Genomic DNA, 17,777 nt, shown 5'->3' with positions numbered 1-17,777 from the left:
ACCTAGAACGGCACCTCAGTCCCCAACGCGGCGGCTCCACGTCCGGACAGTGCACGGCAGAACTCCACCGCGTCGAACTCCAGCTCCGGCCCACCGCTGCCCCACCGGCCGCCCGCCGGCCCGGTCAGCCTCAACGTGAACGGCTGGCCGTGCCGTGCCGCCCACTCGCGGACCACGTCGTCGACGAGCACGCCGTCGTGGTCCGCGGTGAGCACCATCGGCACACCGACCGCCCGCGAGATGTCGACGCGGTGCATCCACGGGTCGCGGGTCATGATCACGTCGGTGAGGAAGCCGAGCGTCCACGCCTCGTCGCGGCCGTTGATCTCCTGCGAGGCACCCATCTTCTGCCTGCGGACGAACCACGGCGTGCGGCGCCGGCCCTTCACGGCCCGAGGGGCACCTCGGCGTAACGAGCGGCGATCGCGGCCGGGCCCATGTCCGTGCGCTCGCACACCTGAAGCGCGGTCAGCGCGTCGATGAACACCCCGCCGCTCTTCTCCGCGGCCTTGACCTGGCGCAGGCTCTCGCGGATCGAGGCGGACATCTCGGCCATCCCCAGCATGTGCGCGGCCATCGCGCGCACGTCCCACCCCGGGCAGTCCGTCGGCTTGGTCCAGTCCTGCGCCGAGAGTCCTTCGAACAGCGCGACGACCCGTTCGTACTCGGTCCCGGCCAGCTCCATCGCGGTGTCGCGGTCGAGGGCGGACGTTCTGGGTCTGGTGTCCAGTGCGGCAGTCATCGTGTTCTCCTCAATGGAGGTCCGGGCAGGCCGATGTCGTCGGCGAACATGTCGATCACGCGCGGCAGCTGACGGAGCCAGCGGTCACCACCGGGCTCGTTCGCGAGCTGCCGGTCGAGCAGCCCGCCGCCGAGAGCCAGGAAGAGGTCGATGTCGGCGCTGTCGGTGATGCCGAGCCCGCGGAACGTGTCGTACAGCAGGCCCATCACCTCCACTGACGGGGCGTAGGAGGCTTCGGACGGCGTGAAGCCGGGGATGGAGTGCTGGTTCATCAGCTGGTAGCGGGCGACGTCGACGAGTGAGAAGGCGTAGAACTGCTCGGCGACCGCCAGCACCGCCTCGCGCGGCGCCTCGGGCAGGCCGGCGAGGTTCTCCTTCATCTCGGCCAGGAAGAGCGTCCACGCCTGTCCGAACATCGCGTCGTAGATCGCGTTCTTCGATTCGAAGTGCGAGTACAGCGACGGTGAGCGCATGCCGATCATGGCCGCTACCTCGCGCAACGTGACCGCGGCCAGCCCGTCGCGGCGCGCGATCTCCCACGCGGCGTCGACTATCTCTCTTCGGGTGGCCTCACGCCGCTCGGCTTGCCTATCACGATTAGGCACAACGCTCATGGTTAGGTACGGTCCGCTCACGACCGCCGCCTGTCAAGGCCTATGTTGGGCCTCGTGATCGAGTACGACCGCCCCGAGCTGGCCGAGTTCTGGCGCCTCGCCCGCGAGACGATGGAGGGCGGCGGCCGCTCGGCGTTCAGCTTCCGGGTCGAGGACGAAAGCACCGCCACGGCTCTCGGCGAGTTGCTGCGCAAGCCGGTCGCACATCCAGCTCGCCGCCAGATCTCGCTGGCACGCCTGGACGAACACATCCGCGCCCACGGCAGCACGTTGCCCGAGGTGCTGGAGTCCGTGCACGGCAAGCCGGTCGGCATGTCCACGTCCGAGGAGGCCTCGACCGCGGACGCCGTGCTGAAGTTCGCCCTGCGCGAGCACGGCCTGCTGCACGCTCCGTGGGCCGCCGAGTGGATCGAGCACGTCCGCAGGTACGGCAAGATCCCGCAGCCCGCGTTGCCGATGATCGCCAACCAGGCCGCCGCGATCCTGGCTCGACTACACCCCGAACCTCGCCAGTGGACGACCCGATTCGCCTTGGCGGGCAATGACTTGGACGACGGCCGCCCGCTGACCCGGATCGTCCACAAGGCGTTGCAGCTCATGGGCACCGACTGGGAACGCGCAGGCGTCCTCCCCGACGCCTACGGCAACCCGGTGCTGACCTCGCAGGGCTACCTGACGCTGAACGACACCCTGGAGGCGCGGGAGATCACCGTCGTCCGCAGCCCGCGCCTGCTCGAGTCCGGCGTACCCGGCCCGTTGATGGTGCTCCCGAACGGCCTGACACCGCAGGCCAAGCACCACCTCGACGGCAAGACTGTCCGCTGCCACAACGACTTCACGCCCGACGGAATCCGCGTGACCAACGAAATCCTTGCCTGGACGGGCGGAGTCGCGTGGCAGATGTCCGCCGCCGACTACCGCGAAGCAGTGGCCACGTTGATCGCACGCGGCGTGGAGCTGCCGACGTTGAACACTCGCCCGGAGACCGCGACCTGGGACCCGGACCTGGCCGAGACCATGGCCACCACGGGCCTCATCGTCACCGAGGAGCACGTCCTGCCGTCACTCCTCTGACGGCGCGAACCTCTTCACGTCCCACTGCCCGTGCCCCTCCAGCAGCTTGCGCCCGATCCGGCGCAGGTCGGCGAGGTCGCGCTCGTTCAGCAGTCCGGTGAACTCCTCGGCGACCGCCGCCCGGTACACCCGCGCCGTGACGCCCTGGCACGCCTCCTCGCCCTCACGCGTGAGCACGGCGTAGACCAGGCGCCGGTTGTCCGGCGGCTGCTCGCGCGTCACCCACCCGCGTTTGACCAGCCGCTCGACCAGCCGCGTGATGCCGGACGGGCTGACGTCCAGCAGCTCGACGAGCTCTGACATCTGCAACCGCCCGCCGTTGCGAACCAGCTGGTAGAGCGCCACGTGCTCCAGCAACGAGCACCCGGCCTCCGCCTCCATCCGCCGCCCCATCGCGGCCTTCACGGCGTCCACGCCCTGCTGCACGTACAGCCACGAGAAGATCGGCTCGGTCACACCCTCATCCTAAAACAGATTTGACGCCGCGACGTTTTCACGCTCAAATGTTGAGCATGAAAGCAACTGGGGACGTCACCGTCGTCGGCGCAGGCCCCGTCGGCCTCCTGCTCGCCACCGAACTCGCCCTCCAGGGCGTCCGCACCACCGTGCTCGAACGCCTCACCACCCAGGCCGACACCATCAAGGCCCAGATGATCAGCGGCCGCACCTACCAGATGCTCGCCATGCGCGGCTTCGGTCCCGCGATCGACGCTGCCAGCGAGGCAGAGGCCGCGGGTCTCGCCTGGCGCCCCACCGGCGCCACCGGCCACTTCGCCGGACTGTTCAAACTGGACGGTCTGCCGCTCGTCATGCTGACCCAGCAAGCGCTCGAACGAGTCCTCGAAGCCCGCGCCCTCGAACTCGGTGTGGCGATCCACCGCGGCGTCGAGGTCACCTCGCTCGACCTCGGCACCGACTACGTGGTCGGCTGCGACGGCGGCCGCAGCACGGTTCGCAAGCTCGCCGGCTTCGACTTCCCCGGCACCGACCCGACCCTCACCGGCTACCAGGCGATCGTCGACCTGGACGGCGACCTGCCACGCGGCTGGCACCAGACCCCCACCGGCGTCTACGCCTCCGGCCCGCTCAAGGGCCGCATCATGACCCTCGAATACGACGGCCCGCCCACCACGCGCGAAGCCACCCGCGAAACGCTGGAAGCCAGCCTCCGCAGGGTGAGCGGCCACGACGTCCGCATCACCGCCGTCCACACCGCCACCGTCTGGACCGACAACACCCGCCAGGCCACCACCTACCGCCAGGGCAACGTCCTGCTCGCGGGCGACGCGGCGCACATCCACTCCCCGTTCGGCGGCCAGGGCCTGAACCTCGGCCTGCAGGACGCCCTGAACCTGGGCTGGAAGCTGGCCACCGGCGACTCGTCGTTGATCGACACCTACACCACCGAACGCCATCCGGTCGCCGAGCACGTCCTGCACAACACCATGGCCCAGGTGGCGCTCACCCGCCCCGACCCGCACAGCCGCGAGCTCTACTCGCTGTTCCGCGACCTCCTGGACCTGCCCCAGGTCAGGGACCGCGTCACCGCCATGGTCCAGGGCACCGACATCCGCTACGACACCGGCTCCGAGCACCCGCTCGCCGGCACGTTCGTCCCCGGCCTCGACCTCTCCGACGGCAAAGGCACCAGCATCGCCCTCGACGGGGCCGAAGCCACCGTCCGCCCGGACGGCTACATCTCCAGGATCACCACGTGAAGATCGCAGTGACCGGCGCGTCCGGCACCCAGGGCAACGCCGTGGCCTGCCTTCTGACCTCGCAAGGCCACGAAGTCCGCCGCATCACCCGAAACCCCAAGCACCCCAACGACGTCCACGGCGACTTCGACCGCCCGGCCTCGCTGGAACAAGCCTTCGCCGACATCGACGGCCTCTTCCTGATGACCCCGCTGAGCGGCCCGTCCGAAGCAGCCCAGGGCATCGCCGCAGTGGACGCCGCCCGGCACGTCCCGCACGTCGTCTTCACCTCGGCCACCAACGCCGACCGCGACACCGGCATCCCGCACTTCGACACCAAAGCGGCCATCGAGCGGCACCTCGCCGCGAACCATCCACACTGGACAGTGCTGGGACCGGCCGCCTTCATGAGCCGTGAAGGCCCTGTCGCACTACCAATCCCGCGAACCCTGAAGTTGCATCTCATCGCGCCGGAAGACATCGCCGCCATGGCCGCACTGGCGTTCGAGCAACCGGCCCGCTTCCACCACCGCCGCATCGACATCGCGAGCGACCGGCTGACCGGCCCGGAGATGGCCGCCATCCGCAGCACCGAGTTCGTGGAGTTCACGCTCGCCCAAGCCGAGACCTACTCCTCCGACCTGGCAGCGATGTTCCGCTACTTCACCGAAACCGGCCTGGACCTGGACATCCCCGCACTGCACGCCGAATTCCCCGAGATCGCCTGGCACACCTACGCGGACTGGGTCACCGGTCGGGCCGAGCCTCGACCTGAATGAGCGTCTGCTGCCCGGCGGCGACCAGCTTCCGCTCTTCCCCTTGCACGGCAAAGACGTCGAGGCGGCACACGGTCAACGTCCGCCCGGGCTTCAGCACCGTCCCCACCGCCTCGATGTACTCCCCCACCGCGGGCGCCAGCAGGTTGATCTTGAACTCGACCGTCAGCACCGACGTGTCCGCGTCGAACACCGTGAACGCCGCGTACCCGCCGGCGCTGTCGGCGATCGCACTGGTGGCTCCAGCGTGGAAGTACCCGTTCTGCTGCGTCACCTCGGCCCGCGCGGGCAACAGGACGTGCACCCGCCCCGGCACGACCTCGCCGAGCCGCGCGCCGAGGTGAGCCATCAGCCCCTGCCGGTCGAAACTGCTCTGAATCCGCTCCCGCACGTCCACGCACTCACCCGACCATCCGCTCCACGAGCAACACCCCGCCAATGCCGATCATCATCGCCCCGCTGACCCGCGACACCACCCGCGCCACCCCCGGACGGGTGGTCAGCACAGCCTTCGCGAACACCCCGACCGCGAGATAAACCACACCGCACAACGCCGTGTGCAACGCCCCGAGCACCGCGGTCTGCGCAGCCACCGACCAGCCCGCACTCGGGTCGATGAACTGCGGGAACAACGACACGAACATCAACATCGCCTTGGGGTTCAACCCGCTGATCCCCACCCCCTTGAGCACCACCCGTCCCGGCGAGGCCGCCAACTCCGCAGCAGCATCAGGACTCGCCGGACGCGCCAGCGAACCCCAGCCGAGCCACACCAGATACGCGGCCCCGGCCACGGTCAACGCGGTGAGCAGCCCATGAGAACTCGCCACGACCACCACCAGCCCGGCCACCGCGAGCAGCGTGTAGCCGGCGTACCCGGCAACCAGCCCAGCCACCGCGGGCAGCACGAACCGTCCCCGCACCCCGGCCGCGATCGCGTAGGCCCAGTCCGCTCCGGGCGTGAGGACCAGCAACAGGTCCACCGCCAGGAACGCCACCAACGTGCTCAGCTCCATGCCCAAAAGGCTAGGAAGAATCAGCCCAAAGGTGTTCCCGTCTTTACCCAGCAGAACCCGCAACAGGGGCAAGAATGACCCCATGGACGCCGTGGACCGACAGATTCTTGCCGAGCTGCAGCAGGACGGCCGCCTGACCGTCACCGAACTGGCCGCACGGGTGAACCTGAGCATCTCCCCGTGCCACCGCCGGCTGCGCGACCTGGAACGCGACGGCGCGATCCGCGGTTACCGCGCCGTGGTTGACCCGGCAGCGGTCGGCCTGAACTTCGAGGCGCTGGTCTTCGCCACCGTCCACTGGGAGAACGAGAGCACGGTCGCCGACTTCGAACGAGCGGTTGCCGCCATCCCGAACGTCCTGCAGGCCCAACGACTCTTCGGCGAGCCGGACTACCTCCTGCGCATCGCCACGACAGACCTCACCGCCTACCAACATCTGTACGACGAGACGCTCGTGAAGCTGCCGGGAGTGCGGCGGATGAGGTCGACCCTCGTCATGAAGAACGTCGTCGACGACCGTCCACTGCCATCATGAGCGCCGTGAAACCGCACCACTGGCCACTCGTCGCCCTGGGCGTCTCGGCCGCCACAGCGATCACCACCGTGATCGTCGTGGGCAGCAAGTCGCCCGCTGTCACCATGTCGATCCTGCTCGGGATCCCGCTCGTCGCGACCTACCTCGCGCACCTGGTGTCGAAACGCGCGCCGAACAAGGTGCTGTTCGAGTTCCGCGCCGACTTCAAGCCAGGCCGGTACATCGACACGATCGAGGTCACCGGCAGCGGCCTGGAGATCATCGCGGGCACCCCGCACAAGACCCCGTCCTGACATACGGTTTCGGCGATCTCCTCGGCATCGGCACACGACAGGCGGTGCGTGGCGAGGCACCGTGGATCACGTTGAAGGATGGTCGCGCCCTTCCCGTTCCGCAGGGCGACGTGGTGGTGCTGCGGACCATCAGGGGCGATCAGGTGCTGCCGGTCGAGGACCCGGTCAAGTTCGTCGAACTGGTGCGGTCACGAGTGCCGAGCCTGTCCACCGCACCGTCGGCCGCTGTCCTCACGGACGACAACGACTCCGAGGCCGGTGAGTCTCCGCGATCCGACGGCGAGCCCACCACACCGGTGGCGGGGCCCACGTCGACACTCACCGGTCCTTCGCTCGCGGCGCGGTGGCTGGTCGGCGCGACGCTCGCGCTGACAGGAACCGTTGTGCTGCCTGAAGTCGCGCTGCTCGCCACTCCCGCGGTGCCGCGGCTCGTGCTCGCGGCCCCGCTGGTCGCGGGTGTGGTGTGGGTGCTGAACCGGAACGTGCCCTGGCTCTGGGGCCGGTTGGCGTTGCTCTCCGTGCCGATCACCGTGTTCTGCCTGATCGGCACGAAGGCATACGTCTGGGTGCCCATCCTGCTGGTGCTGTGCCCGACGCTGGGACACCTGGGAGCACGGATGTTCCGGCTGGGCGCCGGCCTCGGCCGCGAGGTCCAGGTGCGGGTGCCGCTGCGCAACGGCGGAGCGCTCTACGTGGAACACGATCGGCTGGTGTTCCGGCTGGGCGTGTCGAAGGGCGCCAAGGTCCTCACCCAGGCGTTGTGGCTGGGCGACCTCACGCTGGTGCAGCCGGGCACGTCGCCGCACCCGGAGCTGTGGCCGCTGCCCGGCGGTGGTCACAAAATGCTCGTCGCCAACGGACCGACGCTGCGTCTGGTGGCACGGCCTCAGCAGTGGCTCCTGCCGGTGACGCAGGCCGCCGAGCTCGCTGAGCTGATCCGGTCGCGCCAGGGGATGCCTGTGCAGCACACGCGGATGTCGATGGAGGAATGGCGCGAGCTGCGCCACTGGGCAAGGCGGCGCTCGACCGGGATCGCCCAGACGTCCCTCACGACCACCGCCATCGGCTGGCGGTTGTTCGCCGCGGCCGTCACCGGCACCTTCGCCTGGATGTTCCTGCTCGTGGCCGGCAAGGGCGTCACCGTGTGGGCCGGAGTCGTGACCACTGTGCTGCTGACCGCGTGGCTGGTCGCCGACTGGTGGCGCGTGCGCGGGCGGATGCGGCTCGCCGAGTACGCGATGCTGCCGCCGGGGAGCCGCGACTGGGGCGAGACCCGCCCGGACCACGCCCCGATCCACGGCTGGCAACCCTGGCGGTAGCTGCTACTTCTGCGGTGGTGGGTCAGGCAGGTCGAGATGCCCGACCATCCGCGGCGGCGCAGCCTAAGCCGCGCCCGACCAGCTCTGCAGCATCCGGAACGCGATCGACGCGCCACCGGCGAGCCCGAGCCCCGGAACACTCCCCGGAACCTCGATCGCCTGCCGCACGTCCGCCCTCGACACCCACTTGGCCTCGGCGATCTCCCCGTCGGCCAGCCGCAACGGCTCCGCGGGATCGGCCACCGCCTCGAACCCGATCATCAGCGACCGCGGGAACGGCCACGGCTGCGACCCGAGGTACCGGATGTCCCGCACGGCGACCCCGACCTCCTCGAAGATCTCCCGCGCCACACAGGCTTCCAGCGACTCACCGGCCTCGACGAACCCGGCCAGCACGGAGAACCGGCCCTCCGGCCACTCCGGACCGCGGGCGACGAGCACCTGGTCCGCGCCGTCGTGCACGAGACAGATCACCGCGGAGTCGGTCCGCGGGTACTCCTCGCGCTCACACCCGGAACAGACCGAGATCCACCCGGACTTCTCCAGCACCGTCCGCGCGCCGCACTTGGCGCAGTACTTGCCGAGCCGGTGCCACTGGAACAACGCGGCCGCGGTCGTGAACAACCCGGCGGACATGTCGTCCAAAGTGGCCCCGGCCTGCCGCAGGTCCAGCCATTGCGGCTCGTCCGTCAGCTCCGGCGGCCCCCAGGCACGGGAAGCGGGAACCGCCTCCCCGTCCTCGGCCGGCATCAGCACCGCGAAGTAGGCCACGCCGTCCTGCTCACCCAGCAGGACGGCGTTCACGGGAGGCTGGTCCCCGAACTCCACGGCCGGCCGGTCGGCCAGCCGGGTGCCGCGGTCGGCGACCAGGGTGCGGCCGCGCGTGTCGACGACGATCATGCGCGCCTTCGGCCAGAGCGCGGCGAGCTTCTCGTCGTCGCCGCGCAACGGCTCGCACCGGTCGATCGCGAACCGCGACAGCGCGGGCAGACCGACAAGATCGAAACTCACTGGAACGAGACCCCGCCGAGCGCGGACAGCTTCGGCTTCAACGTCTCGGCGTCGCCGACCAGCACACCGGTGAAGTTGCCGGGAGCGAAGAACTCCAGCGCCGCCGCGGCGACCTCTTCCACCGTGACCGCCTGCAGTCGCTGCGGATGCGCCACCAACCAGTCGAGCCCGAGGCCGAGCCCTACCAGGTTCACCAGGAACGAGGCCAGCCCGGACTGCGAGGACGTGGTGGTCAGCAGCGTGCCGATGGCGTAGCTGCGGGCAACGTCCACTTCGGACTCCGACGGCGGGACCATGCCGAGGCGCGCCAGTTCGTAGCGGGTCTCGAGCAGTGCCGCGGCCGTCACGTCCGAGGCGGTGTCCGCGTCGACCAGCAACGTGGCGCCGTGCACGGTGAACTCGGGGTGCGAACGGGCGCTGTAGGTGTAGCCCTTGTCCTCGCGGATGTTCTCGACCAGCCGCGACGAGAAGAACCCGCCGTACACCAGGTTCGCGAGCTGCAACGCCGGGTAGCGGGGGTCCGTGCGCGGAATCGCCTGCGCCGCAAGGCGAATCTGCGACTGCACGGCACCGGCGCGGTGCACCAGCAGCACGTCGCCACCGGAGACGGCGGGCAGCGGCGGCAGCTGGACGGCCTCGCCCTCGCCCTGCCACGCACCGAGCGCCTCGCCGATCTGCGCGACGGCGGCGGACGGGTCGACGTCGCCGACCACCACGATGACCGAGCCGCGCGGCAGCAACGCCTTGCGGTGCAACGCGAGCACGTCGTCACGGGTGACGGCGGCGACCTCCTCGGCCTCCGGCATCTCCTTGGCGTACGGGTGGTCGCCGTACAGCACCTTCTGCAGCGCCTCGCGCGCGATCACGTTCGGCTGCGAGCGGGCGATCGCGATGCGCTCGACCAGGCGCGACTGCTCGCGCTCCAGCTCCTCGGCCGGGTACGACGCGGACGTCAGCACGTCGCGCAGCACGTCCAGCACGGTGCCGAGGCCGGTGGCCAGGGCGTTGCCGGTGAAGCTCAGGCGCTCCGGGTCGACCACGGAGTCGAGCTCACCGCCGACCAGCGCCAGCTCGGTGTCGATCTGCACGCGGGAACGGGTGGCGGTGCCCGTCAGCACGGTGTTCGCGAGCACCTCGGCCTGAGCGGAGTGGTGCGAGCCGACACTGGAGGCCGCCGGGTCCGCGAACGGGACGCGGAGCCGCACCTCGACCATCGGCACGGTGGCGCGGCGGATCGCGATGACGCGCAGGCCGTTCGGCAGCGTGGTGTCCTCAGTGGACAGGTCAGCCGCCGCCTTCTGGAAGCCCAGCTCCGGCAACGGGCGCGGGCCGACGGCGGTGCGACCGATCTCCTCGGCGGTGCGATGGGTCTTGGCCGAGGTCACTGGGCTCCTCCGGTGGGCTTGACGAGAAGAAGGGCACGAGCGTCGGGACGCAGCGCCTTGGCCGCGGCCGACACCTCGTCCACGGTCACCGAGGCGATCCGCTCGGGCAGTTCGTAGATCAGCTCGGCGCGGCCGAACAGCAGCTCCGCCGAGCCGAGGCCCAGCGTGCGGTTCGTGAGCCGGTCGTGCTCCTTGTGCATGGTCGACGCCCAACGAGCGGTGACCTTCGCCAGCTCCTCGGCCGACGGCGGCTCCTGCGCGAGCTTCTGCAGCTCCTCGTCGATGGCCGCGACGACCTGCTCGTGGGAGACCTCGGGCGTGTGGATCGCGGTGATGCTGAACGTGTCCGGGTCGCGGGCTTCCAGCGGCCCGAACAGGCCGCAACCCGCGTTCAGGTCGATCACGATGCCCTCGCGGTGCACGAGGCGCTGCTGCAGGCGCGAGCTGTCGCCGTCGGTCAGCACGCCGGCGAGCACCAGGTACGCGAGGTAGCCGTCGATGTCGGTGACCGGGTCCGGCACGCGGTAGCCGATCGCGATCGCGGGCAGCGGGGCCAGCGCGTCGCCGTGCTCGTGCCGCACCTCGCCCTGCGGGGCCGGCTCGGCGAAGGAGGGGCGCTCGGGACGCGGCCGCGCGGGCACGTCACCGAAGTGCTTGTCCACCAACGCCTTCGTGGCTTCGACGTCGAGGTCGCCCGCGACGGTCAGCACCGCGTTCGCCGGCGAGTAGTAGGTGTCGAAGAACTCCGCGCAGGCGTCGACCGTGGCGCTCTCCAGGTCGACGAAGTCGCCGTAGCCGTTGTGCGCGTTGGCGAACGTCTTGAACAGCACCGCGGGCAGCAGGATCCAGGGGAACCCGCCGTACGGGCGGTTCAGCACGTTGAGCCGGATCTCCTCCTTCACCACGTCGATCTGGTTGCGGAGGTTCTCCTCGGTGATCTTCGGCGCGCGCATGCGGTCGGCCTCGAGGAACAGCGCCCGCTCGAGCGCCGCCGAGGGCAGCACCTGGTAGTAGTCGGTGTAGTCCGGGTGCGTGGACCCGTTGAACGTGCCGCCCGACGACTGCACATGTCGGAAGTGGGCCAGCTTCTCCAGGCTCTCGCTGCCCTGGAACATCAGATGCTCGAACAGGTGCGCGAACCCGGTGCGCCCCTCCGGCTCGGAGCGGAAGCCGACGTCGTAGTGCACGCTGACGCCGACGACCGGTGCGCTGGCGTCGGGGGCGAGCACCACCCGCAGGCCGTTGGGCAGCGTGAACCTGTGCAGTTCGGGTGAGGCCATGCGTGCCAGCCTACGGGTTCGGCGTCCGGAGCGATCGAAGGTGGCCCGCCTGGGCGAGCACGCCGTCCAGCGCCCCCAGGAACGCGGGGAAGCTGCGCCGGAAATCGGACGCGTTGCCGTACCAATAGAGGTCCTGCTGACCGAACGTGGTGAGCCAGCGCTCGGTCTCGCCGAGCACCACCGCGTACGGCAGCGAGCGCGAGAACACGAGCTCGCGGTCGTCCTCGGGAACGTCGTCGGGCGTCACGCCGTGCAGGTACCCGCGCAGGCCCCGGACGTGCACCAGCAGCTCACTTCCGCGCTTGGTGCGGGCGGGCATCGACCGAGCACCGAACGCCAGTGCGACACCACCGACCGCGACCGCGAGGCCGAACAGCGCGTTGCCGATCGTCAGCGCCAGCACGACCGTGGCGGCCACGCCCAGCACCGCGATCACGATGCCGACCCACCAGAACAGGCTGCGCTCGGCGTCGGGGCGGCGCACGAACCAGCGCTTCTCCACGACGTCGGTGTACAGCTCGTCGCGGACCCTGGCGAGGTCGAGCCCGCGGCCGCGCAGCTCCGACACGGTCACCGCGTCCGCTCCCTGCGGCAGGAGGGCTTCGTAGACGGCCTTCTCGTACCCGGACAACGAGTCGTCGGCGGGGTTGCGGCGCACGATCTGCCAGTCGTGGCCGTCGGTCTCGGCGATCCAGAGATAGTTGCGCACGGCGAGGTCGATCACCGTGGCGGTCACGTCGACCACGTCCACGTGCTCGTCGACGACCGTGCCGACCTGGCCGGGCAGCACGCCGTCGGGCGAGGCGAACGCGACACGTCCGCTCTGGTCGCGCACCAGCACGGACACCGCGCCGACCTCGCTCGAAAGCGCCGCGACGTCCCGGCCGCGCAGGTACCAGAGCAGGGCGACACCGCCGAGCAGCAACAGCAGCAGCCCACCGAGCGCGATCCCGCTGACCGGGGTCAGGGCGAACGCGGCGGCGAGGCCGGACTGCTCGACCACGACCGCGTTCGGCGGCACGACACCCGCGGACAGTCCGATCGCGACATCCACGCGTTCGCCCGCGCCGAGCTTGATCTCCTGCGCGCGCACGCCCTTGCCGTCCGCGAGGTCCGCGCTCGTGCACGGCTGCGACGACCCGACCGGGCCCGCGAGGCAGTTGACCGACGTCGGCGAGTCGGGTGCGGAGAACGTGACGGCGACCTTGTCGAGCTCGGTGTCCCAGCCGCCCGCGACCTGCCAGCGGACCTCCAGCGCGTCACCGACCGGGGCGACCGCGCCGACGACCGTGTAGGTCAGGGTGGCCTGCCCGCCCTCGAGCTTGACGCTGAACTTGTCGTCGCCGACCGTCGCCTTGCCGTTGCCCTCGACCTTGGCGTCGGTGACCTGGTACTGGCGCTCCAGGTCGTTGCCGACGGCGAGTCGCAAAGGGACGGTCCGGTTGACCGTCTTGCCGTCCGGCACGTGGACGACCTCGGTGACCGACAGCCGGGAATCGCGCTCCAGCTTCATCCGCACCTCGGTGCTGACGGTCCCTGGAAGCGGCTGCGCGAGCGCGCCGACGGCCGCGGTCCCGGTCAGCATTCCGGCCAGCACAGCGGCGGCGAAGATCGCCACTCCCCAGTTCTTCAACACGGCTGCGGACAATAGCGGAGTCCTCATATGCTCCGGCGGACTTTCGAACAGACGCCATCTGGGGGATTTTCGGCGATGACGCAACCACCGCCGCCGGGTAGTTGGCCACCACCGCGCCCGGTAGGCCCGCCACCCGTGCCCGCACGACCGCCGATGCCTCCCCGCCCCGCTCAAGGCCCGCCGCCCGGCACTCGCCCGATGGCCCCGCCGCCCGGCCCGTCTCCGTACGGACCGCCGCCCGCGGGCCGTCCTCCGATGGGTCCGCCCCGGCCTCCGGCAGGTCCCCCGCAGTACGGCCCGCCTCCCGGACGCGCACCGCTCCCGCCGCCGCGCCCGGTGATGCCGCCACCGCGACCGTCGTGGGGCCCGCCGCCTCCCGGTGCTCCCGGTGGCTACGCGCCGTACCCGGTGATGCCGCCGCGCCGCAGGAGCAGCAGCGGCCCGATCCTCGCGCTGGTCCTCGGTGGCGTGGTCATCCTCGGCCTCGGCGCGGTCGGCGTCTTCGCGGCCAGCTTCAACCACAAGGTGAAGGACTCGGGCTACTCGAACTACACGACGTACAGCCCGAGCTACGCCTACACAACGACTACCGAGGCCACGACCACCACGACGACGACTGCGTCCACCCGCACCTCGTCGACGCGGACGTCGTCCTCCACGCCGACGACTCCCGCGGGCCCGAAGGCGATCTACAAGCTCGCCGACCACCCGATCTTCACCACCGGCGTCGGCGCGAACGACTTCGCCGGGTGCCCGTTGCCCGCCATGCGCTACGACCCGGCGGGGGAAGAGGCGTTCCTCTCCGCCGCGCTGCCGTGCATCGAGAAGGCCTGGCAGCCGGCGATGAAGGCGGCCAACCTGCCCTACCAGCCGGTGGAGCTGCAGGTCTTCAGAGGCAGCACGCAGTCGCCGTGCGGCTCGCGCCGGGCTGACACGACCGCGATGTACTGCCAGGGCATCATCTACTGGCCCGCGGGCTTCTACGCGAACGAGCAGGGCGGCACCAGGCACCCCGGCGTCTACCTCGGCCAGCTCAGCCACGAGTACGGCCACCACATCCAGTGGCTGGCGGGATTCCTGAAGGCGGCGGGCCAGGCCCAGTACGACGTCGGCGGCTTCGACACGGCCAAGGGCCTGGAGCTCAACCGCAGGAAGGAGCTGCAGGCCACGTGCTTCGGCGGCATGACGCTGGCCCCCTTCTCGCACAAGAACGTCATCCCGATGGACGTCGTGAACACCGGTCTGCGTGACGCGGGCACCCGCGGCGACTACGACCGCACACCTGCAGACCACGGCAGCGCGCCCAACAACGACCGTTGGGTGATGCACGGCCACAAGCAGAACGACATCAAGGCCTGCAACACGTGGGCCGCGAGCTCAGCGGACGTGTCGTGAACCGAGACCCCGTCCCGTGCGTCTCACCATCGTGGACGGGACGCGTTAGCCCGGTCGGGGGACGCGTGATCTCGGTCCGCATATGCTCGTACCCGACCCTGGCTCACCAATGGGGGGACCTCAGGCGATGACGCAACCACCGCCACCGGGCAACTGGCCGCCGCCACGCCCGGTCGGCCCTCCGCCGATGCCCGCACCACTGGGGCAGCGTCCGCCACAAGGCCCACCACCACCTCCGTACGGCGCCCCTCCTCTGGGGAACCCGCCGCCTGCCTACGGCCCACCACCGGGCCAGTACGGCCCTCCGCCGCCCCCACCGGGCCCGGTCATGCCGCCGCCGCAGCCCTCCTGGGGCGCGCCTCCGGGTGGCTACGCGCCGTACCCGGTCATGCCGCCGCCCCGCCGCAAGAGCAACGGCCCGATCATCGCCCTGATCCTCGGCGGCGTGGTCATCCTCGGCCTGGGCGCCGTCGGCCTCTTCGCGGCAACCCTGAACAGCAAGGTCAAGGACGCGGGCTTCCAGAACTACACGACCTACAGCCCCACCTACGCCCACACGACGACCACCGAGGCCCCGACGACGACAACCACCTCGTCGTCACGCCCGTCGGCCTCCCGCACGCAGTCGGCCGAGGCGACCCCGGTGGGCCCGAAGGCCGTCTACGCCCTGGCCGACCACCCGTTCCTGAAGTCGAACTTCGGCGCCAACACGATCAGCGGCTGCGCCCTGCCCGCCATGGACTACTCCCCGGCGGGCCAGGACCGCTTCCTGCGAGCAGCCCTCCCGTGCATCGAAAGCATGTGGAAGCCAGCCCTGGCCGCCGCGAACCTGCCGTACCAGCCCGTTGAGCTGCACATAGTCACCGAAACAATGCAGTACCCGTGCGGCACCGTCCGCCCCGACTCGACCGCGCGCTACTGCCAGGGCGGCATCTACTGGACCGCCAACGCCTACGCGGCAGAACGCAACCCGAACAACCCGAACCACCCCGGCAAGTACCTCGGCCAGCTGGCCCACGAGTACGGCCACCACATCCAATGGCTCACCGGGATGCTCAAAGCCTCGGACCGCGCGCAGTACGACGCGGGAGGGTGGGATACTCCGAAGGGCCTCGACCTGAACCGCCGGATGGAGCTGCAAGCCACCTGCTTCGGCGGTATGAGCCTGGCCCCTTTGTCGCACGGCGCAGTACCGATAGACGTGATCCGAGTGGGCCTGACCGACGCGGGCAACCGAGGCGACTACGACATCTACCCGACCAAGGACCACGGCACTCCGGAGAACAACGCGAGCTGGGTGGACCGCGGCTACCGCTCGAACAAGGCCTCCGAGTGCAACACCTGGGCAGCGGACCCGGGCTCAGTTTCCTAAGAAAGGGGCGAACGTGACCCAACCAGCCAACAACAACCCGGTAATGCTCGGGGCAGTGTTCGTGCTGGTGGTCGCCTTCGTCCTCGGAATCGGTCAACTGAGCCGCCCCAGACTGGTCCCGGGCCACGCCCTGGCAGGTTCCCGCCCAGCCACCAGCCCGTCGACCGAGCCCTCAACGCCGGTCCGCCCACGCGCCGTTTACCGCCTGGCAGACCACCCGTTCCTGGTGACCGCGGCCTCGATGCCCCCGGTGACCTGCCAGCTCCCGCCCTTCGGCACCTCCGACAAACAGCTGGCCGGCTACTACGCAGCAGGCGTCGAATGCCTGGACGCAGCCTGGGCCCCGCTGCTGACCGCAGCGAACATGCCCTTCGAAAAGCCGTCCCTGGACGCCTCCCCCACCCTCAAGGACGGCCCCTGCGGAGCGGCCCCGGAATCCGACCACGCAGTGGCCTACTACTGCGGCCGCAACCGCACGATCTACATGCCCACCAGCCGCCTGCGCGACAACGGCGGCGGCGACGCCCCGGCCACCCACCTGGCCACCCTGAGCCACGAGTACGGCCACCACGTCCAGGCCCTGACCGGCCTCCTGCGCGCAGCCGACCTGAAAATCACCGACGCGGGCGAGAAGACCCCGGCGGGCCTGGAAATGTCGCGCCGAATCGAGCTCCAGGCCAACTGCTTCGCAGGCATGTTCCTGACCAGCGCCTCCGGCAAGGGCTCCGTAACCCTGAACCTGGCCCGCCAAGCCGAGGAAGACTTCCAGTACGCGGTAGAGGAAAAGCCCGAGAACAACGCCCACGGCTCAGCCTCCAACCAGGCCAACTGGGCAACCACAGGCTTCAAATCCAACTCCACCGCAGCCTGCAACACCTTCGCGGCCCCGGCCCCAGCAGTCGCCTAACGCAACGCGGCCCGCTCGTCCACCAACCGAGTAGGCGCCCCAAGGAACACCTTCAGGTCGTCCACCGCGCCATAAGCCAGGTTCAACGTGGTCATCTCGTAGTTCCACCCACCATCCCGGGGCCGAGCCCACCGATGGTTGAGCTGCCACCGAACCCACTCCCCAAGCCCAAGCCGAACAGGCGAAGGCCGCACCACCCGCCGAGGCGCGGCAACCAAGGTGTCCTGCAACTGCACGGACAGCACCCCGTCCTCCTCGCGAAGGCTGAGCTTGACGCGATCAATCGAGTCGCGCTCCTTCTCCCACTCCGCTTCAAAGCCACGCCACTCAACCTGAACCACCTCATGCACAGCGGCCCGCCCATGCGGCAACGCAAACCCCACAGGCAAGGCATTCCGCCGAGCAGCCTCAACTCCACCCCGCGAAGCCTTGGTCCACTCAGTCCGCACCCACAACACAACAACATCCAGGTCCACAACCAAAGCGAACCACCCACACGGGAGCGAAGCGACCGGTTAAACCACGCGCACCGGGCAGCCCAACGGCGCCCGATGCCGCAGGCGAGGCGACCCGAAGGCGAAGCCGAGGCAAGCTTTTCCCGTGCGCTCCGGGTGGGGTCCCGTCACGAGTCGTGCCTCAGCTCTTGCCGCGCCCGAGGAGGGGTGTCAACTCGACACGCTTTTCGTCGAGTTGACACCGCGCGGAAACAGCCGCGGCTCCCCGTG

General features: G+C 69.9%; 19 protein-coding genes. 9 read left to right on the top strand and 10 right to left on the bottom strand.

What is annotated here, in order from left to right; genetic code table 11:
• Nucleotides 1–2 precede the first annotated feature (2 nt).
• The 3 genes from ABZ345_RS39750 to ABZ345_RS39740 are packed head-to-tail and all read right to left on the bottom strand — an operon-like array spanning nucleotide 3 to nucleotide 1,347.
• Complete coding sequence (locus tag ABZ345_RS39750; RefSeq protein WP_359860128.1) at nucleotides 3–389, bottom strand: hypothetical protein; 387 nt, start codon at nucleotides 387–389, stop codon at nucleotides 3–5.
• Nucleotides 386–742: a maleylpyruvate isomerase N-terminal domain-containing protein gene (locus ABZ345_RS39745; RefSeq protein WP_359860127.1), complete on the bottom strand. Its 357-nt coding sequence runs from the start codon at nucleotides 740–742 to the stop codon at nucleotides 386–388. The genes ABZ345_RS39750 and ABZ345_RS39745 overlap by 4 nt, the downstream gene beginning before the upstream one ends.
• Nucleotides 739–1,347 carry a TetR/AcrR family transcriptional regulator gene (locus tag ABZ345_RS39740; RefSeq protein WP_359860126.1) on the bottom strand — a complete coding sequence of 203 codons (609 nt, stop codon included), beginning with the start codon at nucleotides 1,345–1,347 and terminating at the stop codon, nucleotides 739–741. Before ABZ345_RS39740 ends, ABZ345_RS39745 begins: the two co-directional genes overlap by 4 nt.
• Before the next feature lie 63 nt (nucleotides 1,348–1,410).
• Here ABZ345_RS39740 and ABZ345_RS39735 point away from each other — a divergent pair, with 63 nt between their 5' ends.
• Complete coding sequence (locus ABZ345_RS39735; RefSeq protein WP_359860125.1) at nucleotides 1,411–2,430, top strand: DUF2399 domain-containing protein; 1,020 nt, start codon at nucleotides 1,411–1,413, stop codon at nucleotides 2,428–2,430.
• Here the strand turns inward: ABZ345_RS39735 and ABZ345_RS39730 are convergent.
• Entirely contained in the window at nucleotides 2,419–2,886 is a 468-nt protein-coding gene (locus tag ABZ345_RS39730; protein WP_359860124.1) for a MarR family transcriptional regulator, read from the bottom strand. The two genes, ABZ345_RS39735 and ABZ345_RS39730, sit on opposite strands and share 12 nt — an antisense overlap.
• 56 nt (nucleotides 2,887–2,942) lie before the next feature.
• Here ABZ345_RS39730 and ABZ345_RS39725 point away from each other — a divergent pair, with 56 nt between their 5' ends.
• Nucleotides 2,943–4,148, top strand: a complete 1,206-nt coding sequence (locus ABZ345_RS39725; RefSeq protein ID WP_359860123.1) for an FAD-dependent monooxygenase — start codon at nucleotides 2,943–2,945, stop codon at nucleotides 4,146–4,148.
• The gene (locus ABZ345_RS39720; protein ID WP_359860122.1) at nucleotides 4,145–4,906 is read left to right on the top strand and encodes an NmrA family NAD(P)-binding protein; all 762 of its coding nucleotides are present in this window, start codon (nucleotides 4,145–4,147) and stop codon (nucleotides 4,904–4,906) included. The genes ABZ345_RS39725 and ABZ345_RS39720 overlap by 4 nt, the downstream gene beginning before the upstream one ends.
• Here the strand turns inward: ABZ345_RS39720 and ABZ345_RS39715 are convergent.
• Nucleotides 4,875–5,300 carry a PaaI family thioesterase gene (locus ABZ345_RS39715; protein WP_359860121.1) on the bottom strand — a complete coding sequence of 142 codons (426 nt, stop codon included), beginning with the start codon at nucleotides 5,298–5,300 and terminating at the stop codon, nucleotides 4,875–4,877. The two genes, ABZ345_RS39720 and ABZ345_RS39715, sit on opposite strands and share 32 nt — an antisense overlap.
• A gap of 4 nt (nucleotides 5,301–5,304) precedes the next feature.
• Nucleotides 5,305–5,919, bottom strand: coding sequence for a LysE family translocator (locus tag ABZ345_RS39710; protein WP_359860120.1), 615 nt, complete (start codon nucleotides 5,917–5,919; stop codon nucleotides 5,305–5,307).
• A gap of 82 nt (nucleotides 5,920–6,001) precedes the next feature.
• Here ABZ345_RS39710 and ABZ345_RS39705 point away from each other — a divergent pair, with 82 nt between their 5' ends.
• From ABZ345_RS39705 to ABZ345_RS39695, 3 genes are all read left to right on the top strand, one after another.
• Nucleotides 6,002–6,454 (top strand): Lrp/AsnC family transcriptional regulator, encoded by a 453-nt coding sequence (locus ABZ345_RS39705; protein WP_359860119.1) that lies wholly within the window; start codon nucleotides 6,002–6,004, stop codon nucleotides 6,452–6,454.
• A complete protein-coding gene (locus ABZ345_RS39700; RefSeq protein WP_359860118.1) occupies nucleotides 6,451–6,747 on the top strand; it encodes a hypothetical protein in 297 nt (98 codons plus the stop codon). The genes ABZ345_RS39705 and ABZ345_RS39700 overlap by 4 nt, the downstream gene beginning before the upstream one ends.
• A 71-nt stretch (nucleotides 6,748–6,818) precedes the next feature.
• Entirely contained in the window at nucleotides 6,819–8,066 is a 1,248-nt protein-coding gene (locus tag ABZ345_RS39695; protein ID WP_359860117.1) for a hypothetical protein, read from the top strand.
• 63 nt (nucleotides 8,067–8,129) lie between these two features.
• Here the strand turns inward: ABZ345_RS39695 and nudC are convergent, their stop codons facing one another.
• The 4 genes from nudC to ABZ345_RS39675 are packed head-to-tail and all read right to left on the bottom strand — an operon-like array spanning nucleotide 8,130 to nucleotide 13,378.
• Nucleotides 8,130–9,077 (bottom strand): NAD(+) diphosphatase, encoded by a 948-nt coding sequence (gene nudC / locus ABZ345_RS39690; RefSeq protein ID WP_359860116.1) that lies wholly within the window; start codon nucleotides 9,075–9,077, stop codon nucleotides 8,130–8,132.
• Entirely contained in the window at nucleotides 9,074–10,462 is a 1,389-nt protein-coding gene (locus ABZ345_RS39685; protein WP_359860115.1) for a pitrilysin family protein, read from the bottom strand. Before ABZ345_RS39685 ends, nudC begins: the two co-directional genes overlap by 4 nt.
• Complete coding sequence (locus tag ABZ345_RS39680) at nucleotides 10,459–11,742, bottom strand: pitrilysin family protein (protein WP_359860114.1); 1,284 nt, start codon at nucleotides 11,740–11,742, stop codon at nucleotides 10,459–10,461. Before ABZ345_RS39680 ends, ABZ345_RS39685 begins: the two co-directional genes overlap by 4 nt.
• Nucleotides 11,743–11,752: 10 nt before the next feature.
• Nucleotides 11,753–13,378 (bottom strand): DUF2207 domain-containing protein, encoded by a 1,626-nt coding sequence (locus tag ABZ345_RS39675; RefSeq protein WP_359860113.1) that lies wholly within the window; start codon nucleotides 13,376–13,378, stop codon nucleotides 11,753–11,755.
• Between the two features lie 339 nt (nucleotides 13,379–13,717).
• Here ABZ345_RS39675 and ABZ345_RS39670 point away from each other — a divergent pair, with 339 nt between their 5' ends.
• From ABZ345_RS39670 to ABZ345_RS39660, 3 genes are all read left to right on the top strand, one after another.
• Complete coding sequence (locus ABZ345_RS39670; RefSeq protein ID WP_359860112.1) at nucleotides 13,718–14,773, top strand: neutral zinc metallopeptidase; 1,056 nt, start codon at nucleotides 13,718–13,720, stop codon at nucleotides 14,771–14,773.
• A gap of 328 nt (nucleotides 14,774–15,101) precedes the next feature.
• A complete protein-coding gene (locus tag ABZ345_RS39665) occupies nucleotides 15,102–16,145 on the top strand; it encodes a neutral zinc metallopeptidase (protein ID WP_359860111.1) in 1,044 nt (347 codons plus the stop codon).
• A 13-nt stretch (nucleotides 16,146–16,158) separates the two neighbouring features.
• Nucleotides 16,159–17,052, top strand: a complete 894-nt coding sequence (locus ABZ345_RS39660; RefSeq protein ID WP_359860110.1) for a neutral zinc metallopeptidase — start codon at nucleotides 16,159–16,161, stop codon at nucleotides 17,050–17,052.
• Nucleotides 17,053–17,777 lie beyond the last annotated feature (725 nt).

This window comes from Lentzea sp. NPDC005914 (assembly GCF_040629405.1).
Lineage (GTDB): Bacteria > Actinomycetota > Actinomycetes > Mycobacteriales > Pseudonocardiaceae > Lentzea.
This window is presented reverse-complemented; position numbering and strand designations above follow the sequence as displayed.

What these genes read in the sequence shown, in the direction of transcription:
- ABZ345_RS39725 (WP_359860123.1), top strand. Translation starts at nt 2,943, where the DNA reads ATGAAAGCAACTGGGGACGTCACCGTCGTCGGCGCAGGCCCCGTCGGC.
- ABZ345_RS39705 (WP_359860119.1), top strand. Translation starts at nt 6,002, where the DNA reads ATGGACGCCGTGGACCGACAGATTCTTGCCGAGCTGCAGCAGGACGGC.
- ABZ345_RS39710 (WP_359860120.1), bottom strand. Translation starts at nt 5,919, where the DNA reads ATGGAGCTGAGCACGTTGGTGGCGTTCCTGGCGGTGGACCTGTTGCTG.
- ABZ345_RS39680 (WP_359860114.1), bottom strand. Translation starts at nt 11,742, where the DNA reads ATGGCCTCACCCGAACTGCACAGGTTCACGCTGCCCAACGGCCTGCGG.
- ABZ345_RS39665 (WP_359860111.1), top strand. Translation starts at nt 15,102, where the DNA reads ATGCCGCCGCCGCAGCCCTCCTGGGGCGCGCCTCCGGGTGGCTACGCG.
- ABZ345_RS39745 (WP_359860127.1), bottom strand. Translation starts at nt 742, where the DNA reads ATGACTGCCGCACTGGACACCAGACCCAGAACGTCCGCCCTCGACCGC.
- ABZ345_RS39700 (WP_359860118.1), top strand. Translation starts at nt 6,451, where the DNA reads ATGAGCGCCGTGAAACCGCACCACTGGCCACTCGTCGCCCTGGGCGTC.
- ABZ345_RS39670 (WP_359860112.1), top strand. Translation starts at nt 13,718, where the DNA reads ATGCCGCCACCGCGACCGTCGTGGGGCCCGCCGCCTCCCGGTGCTCCC.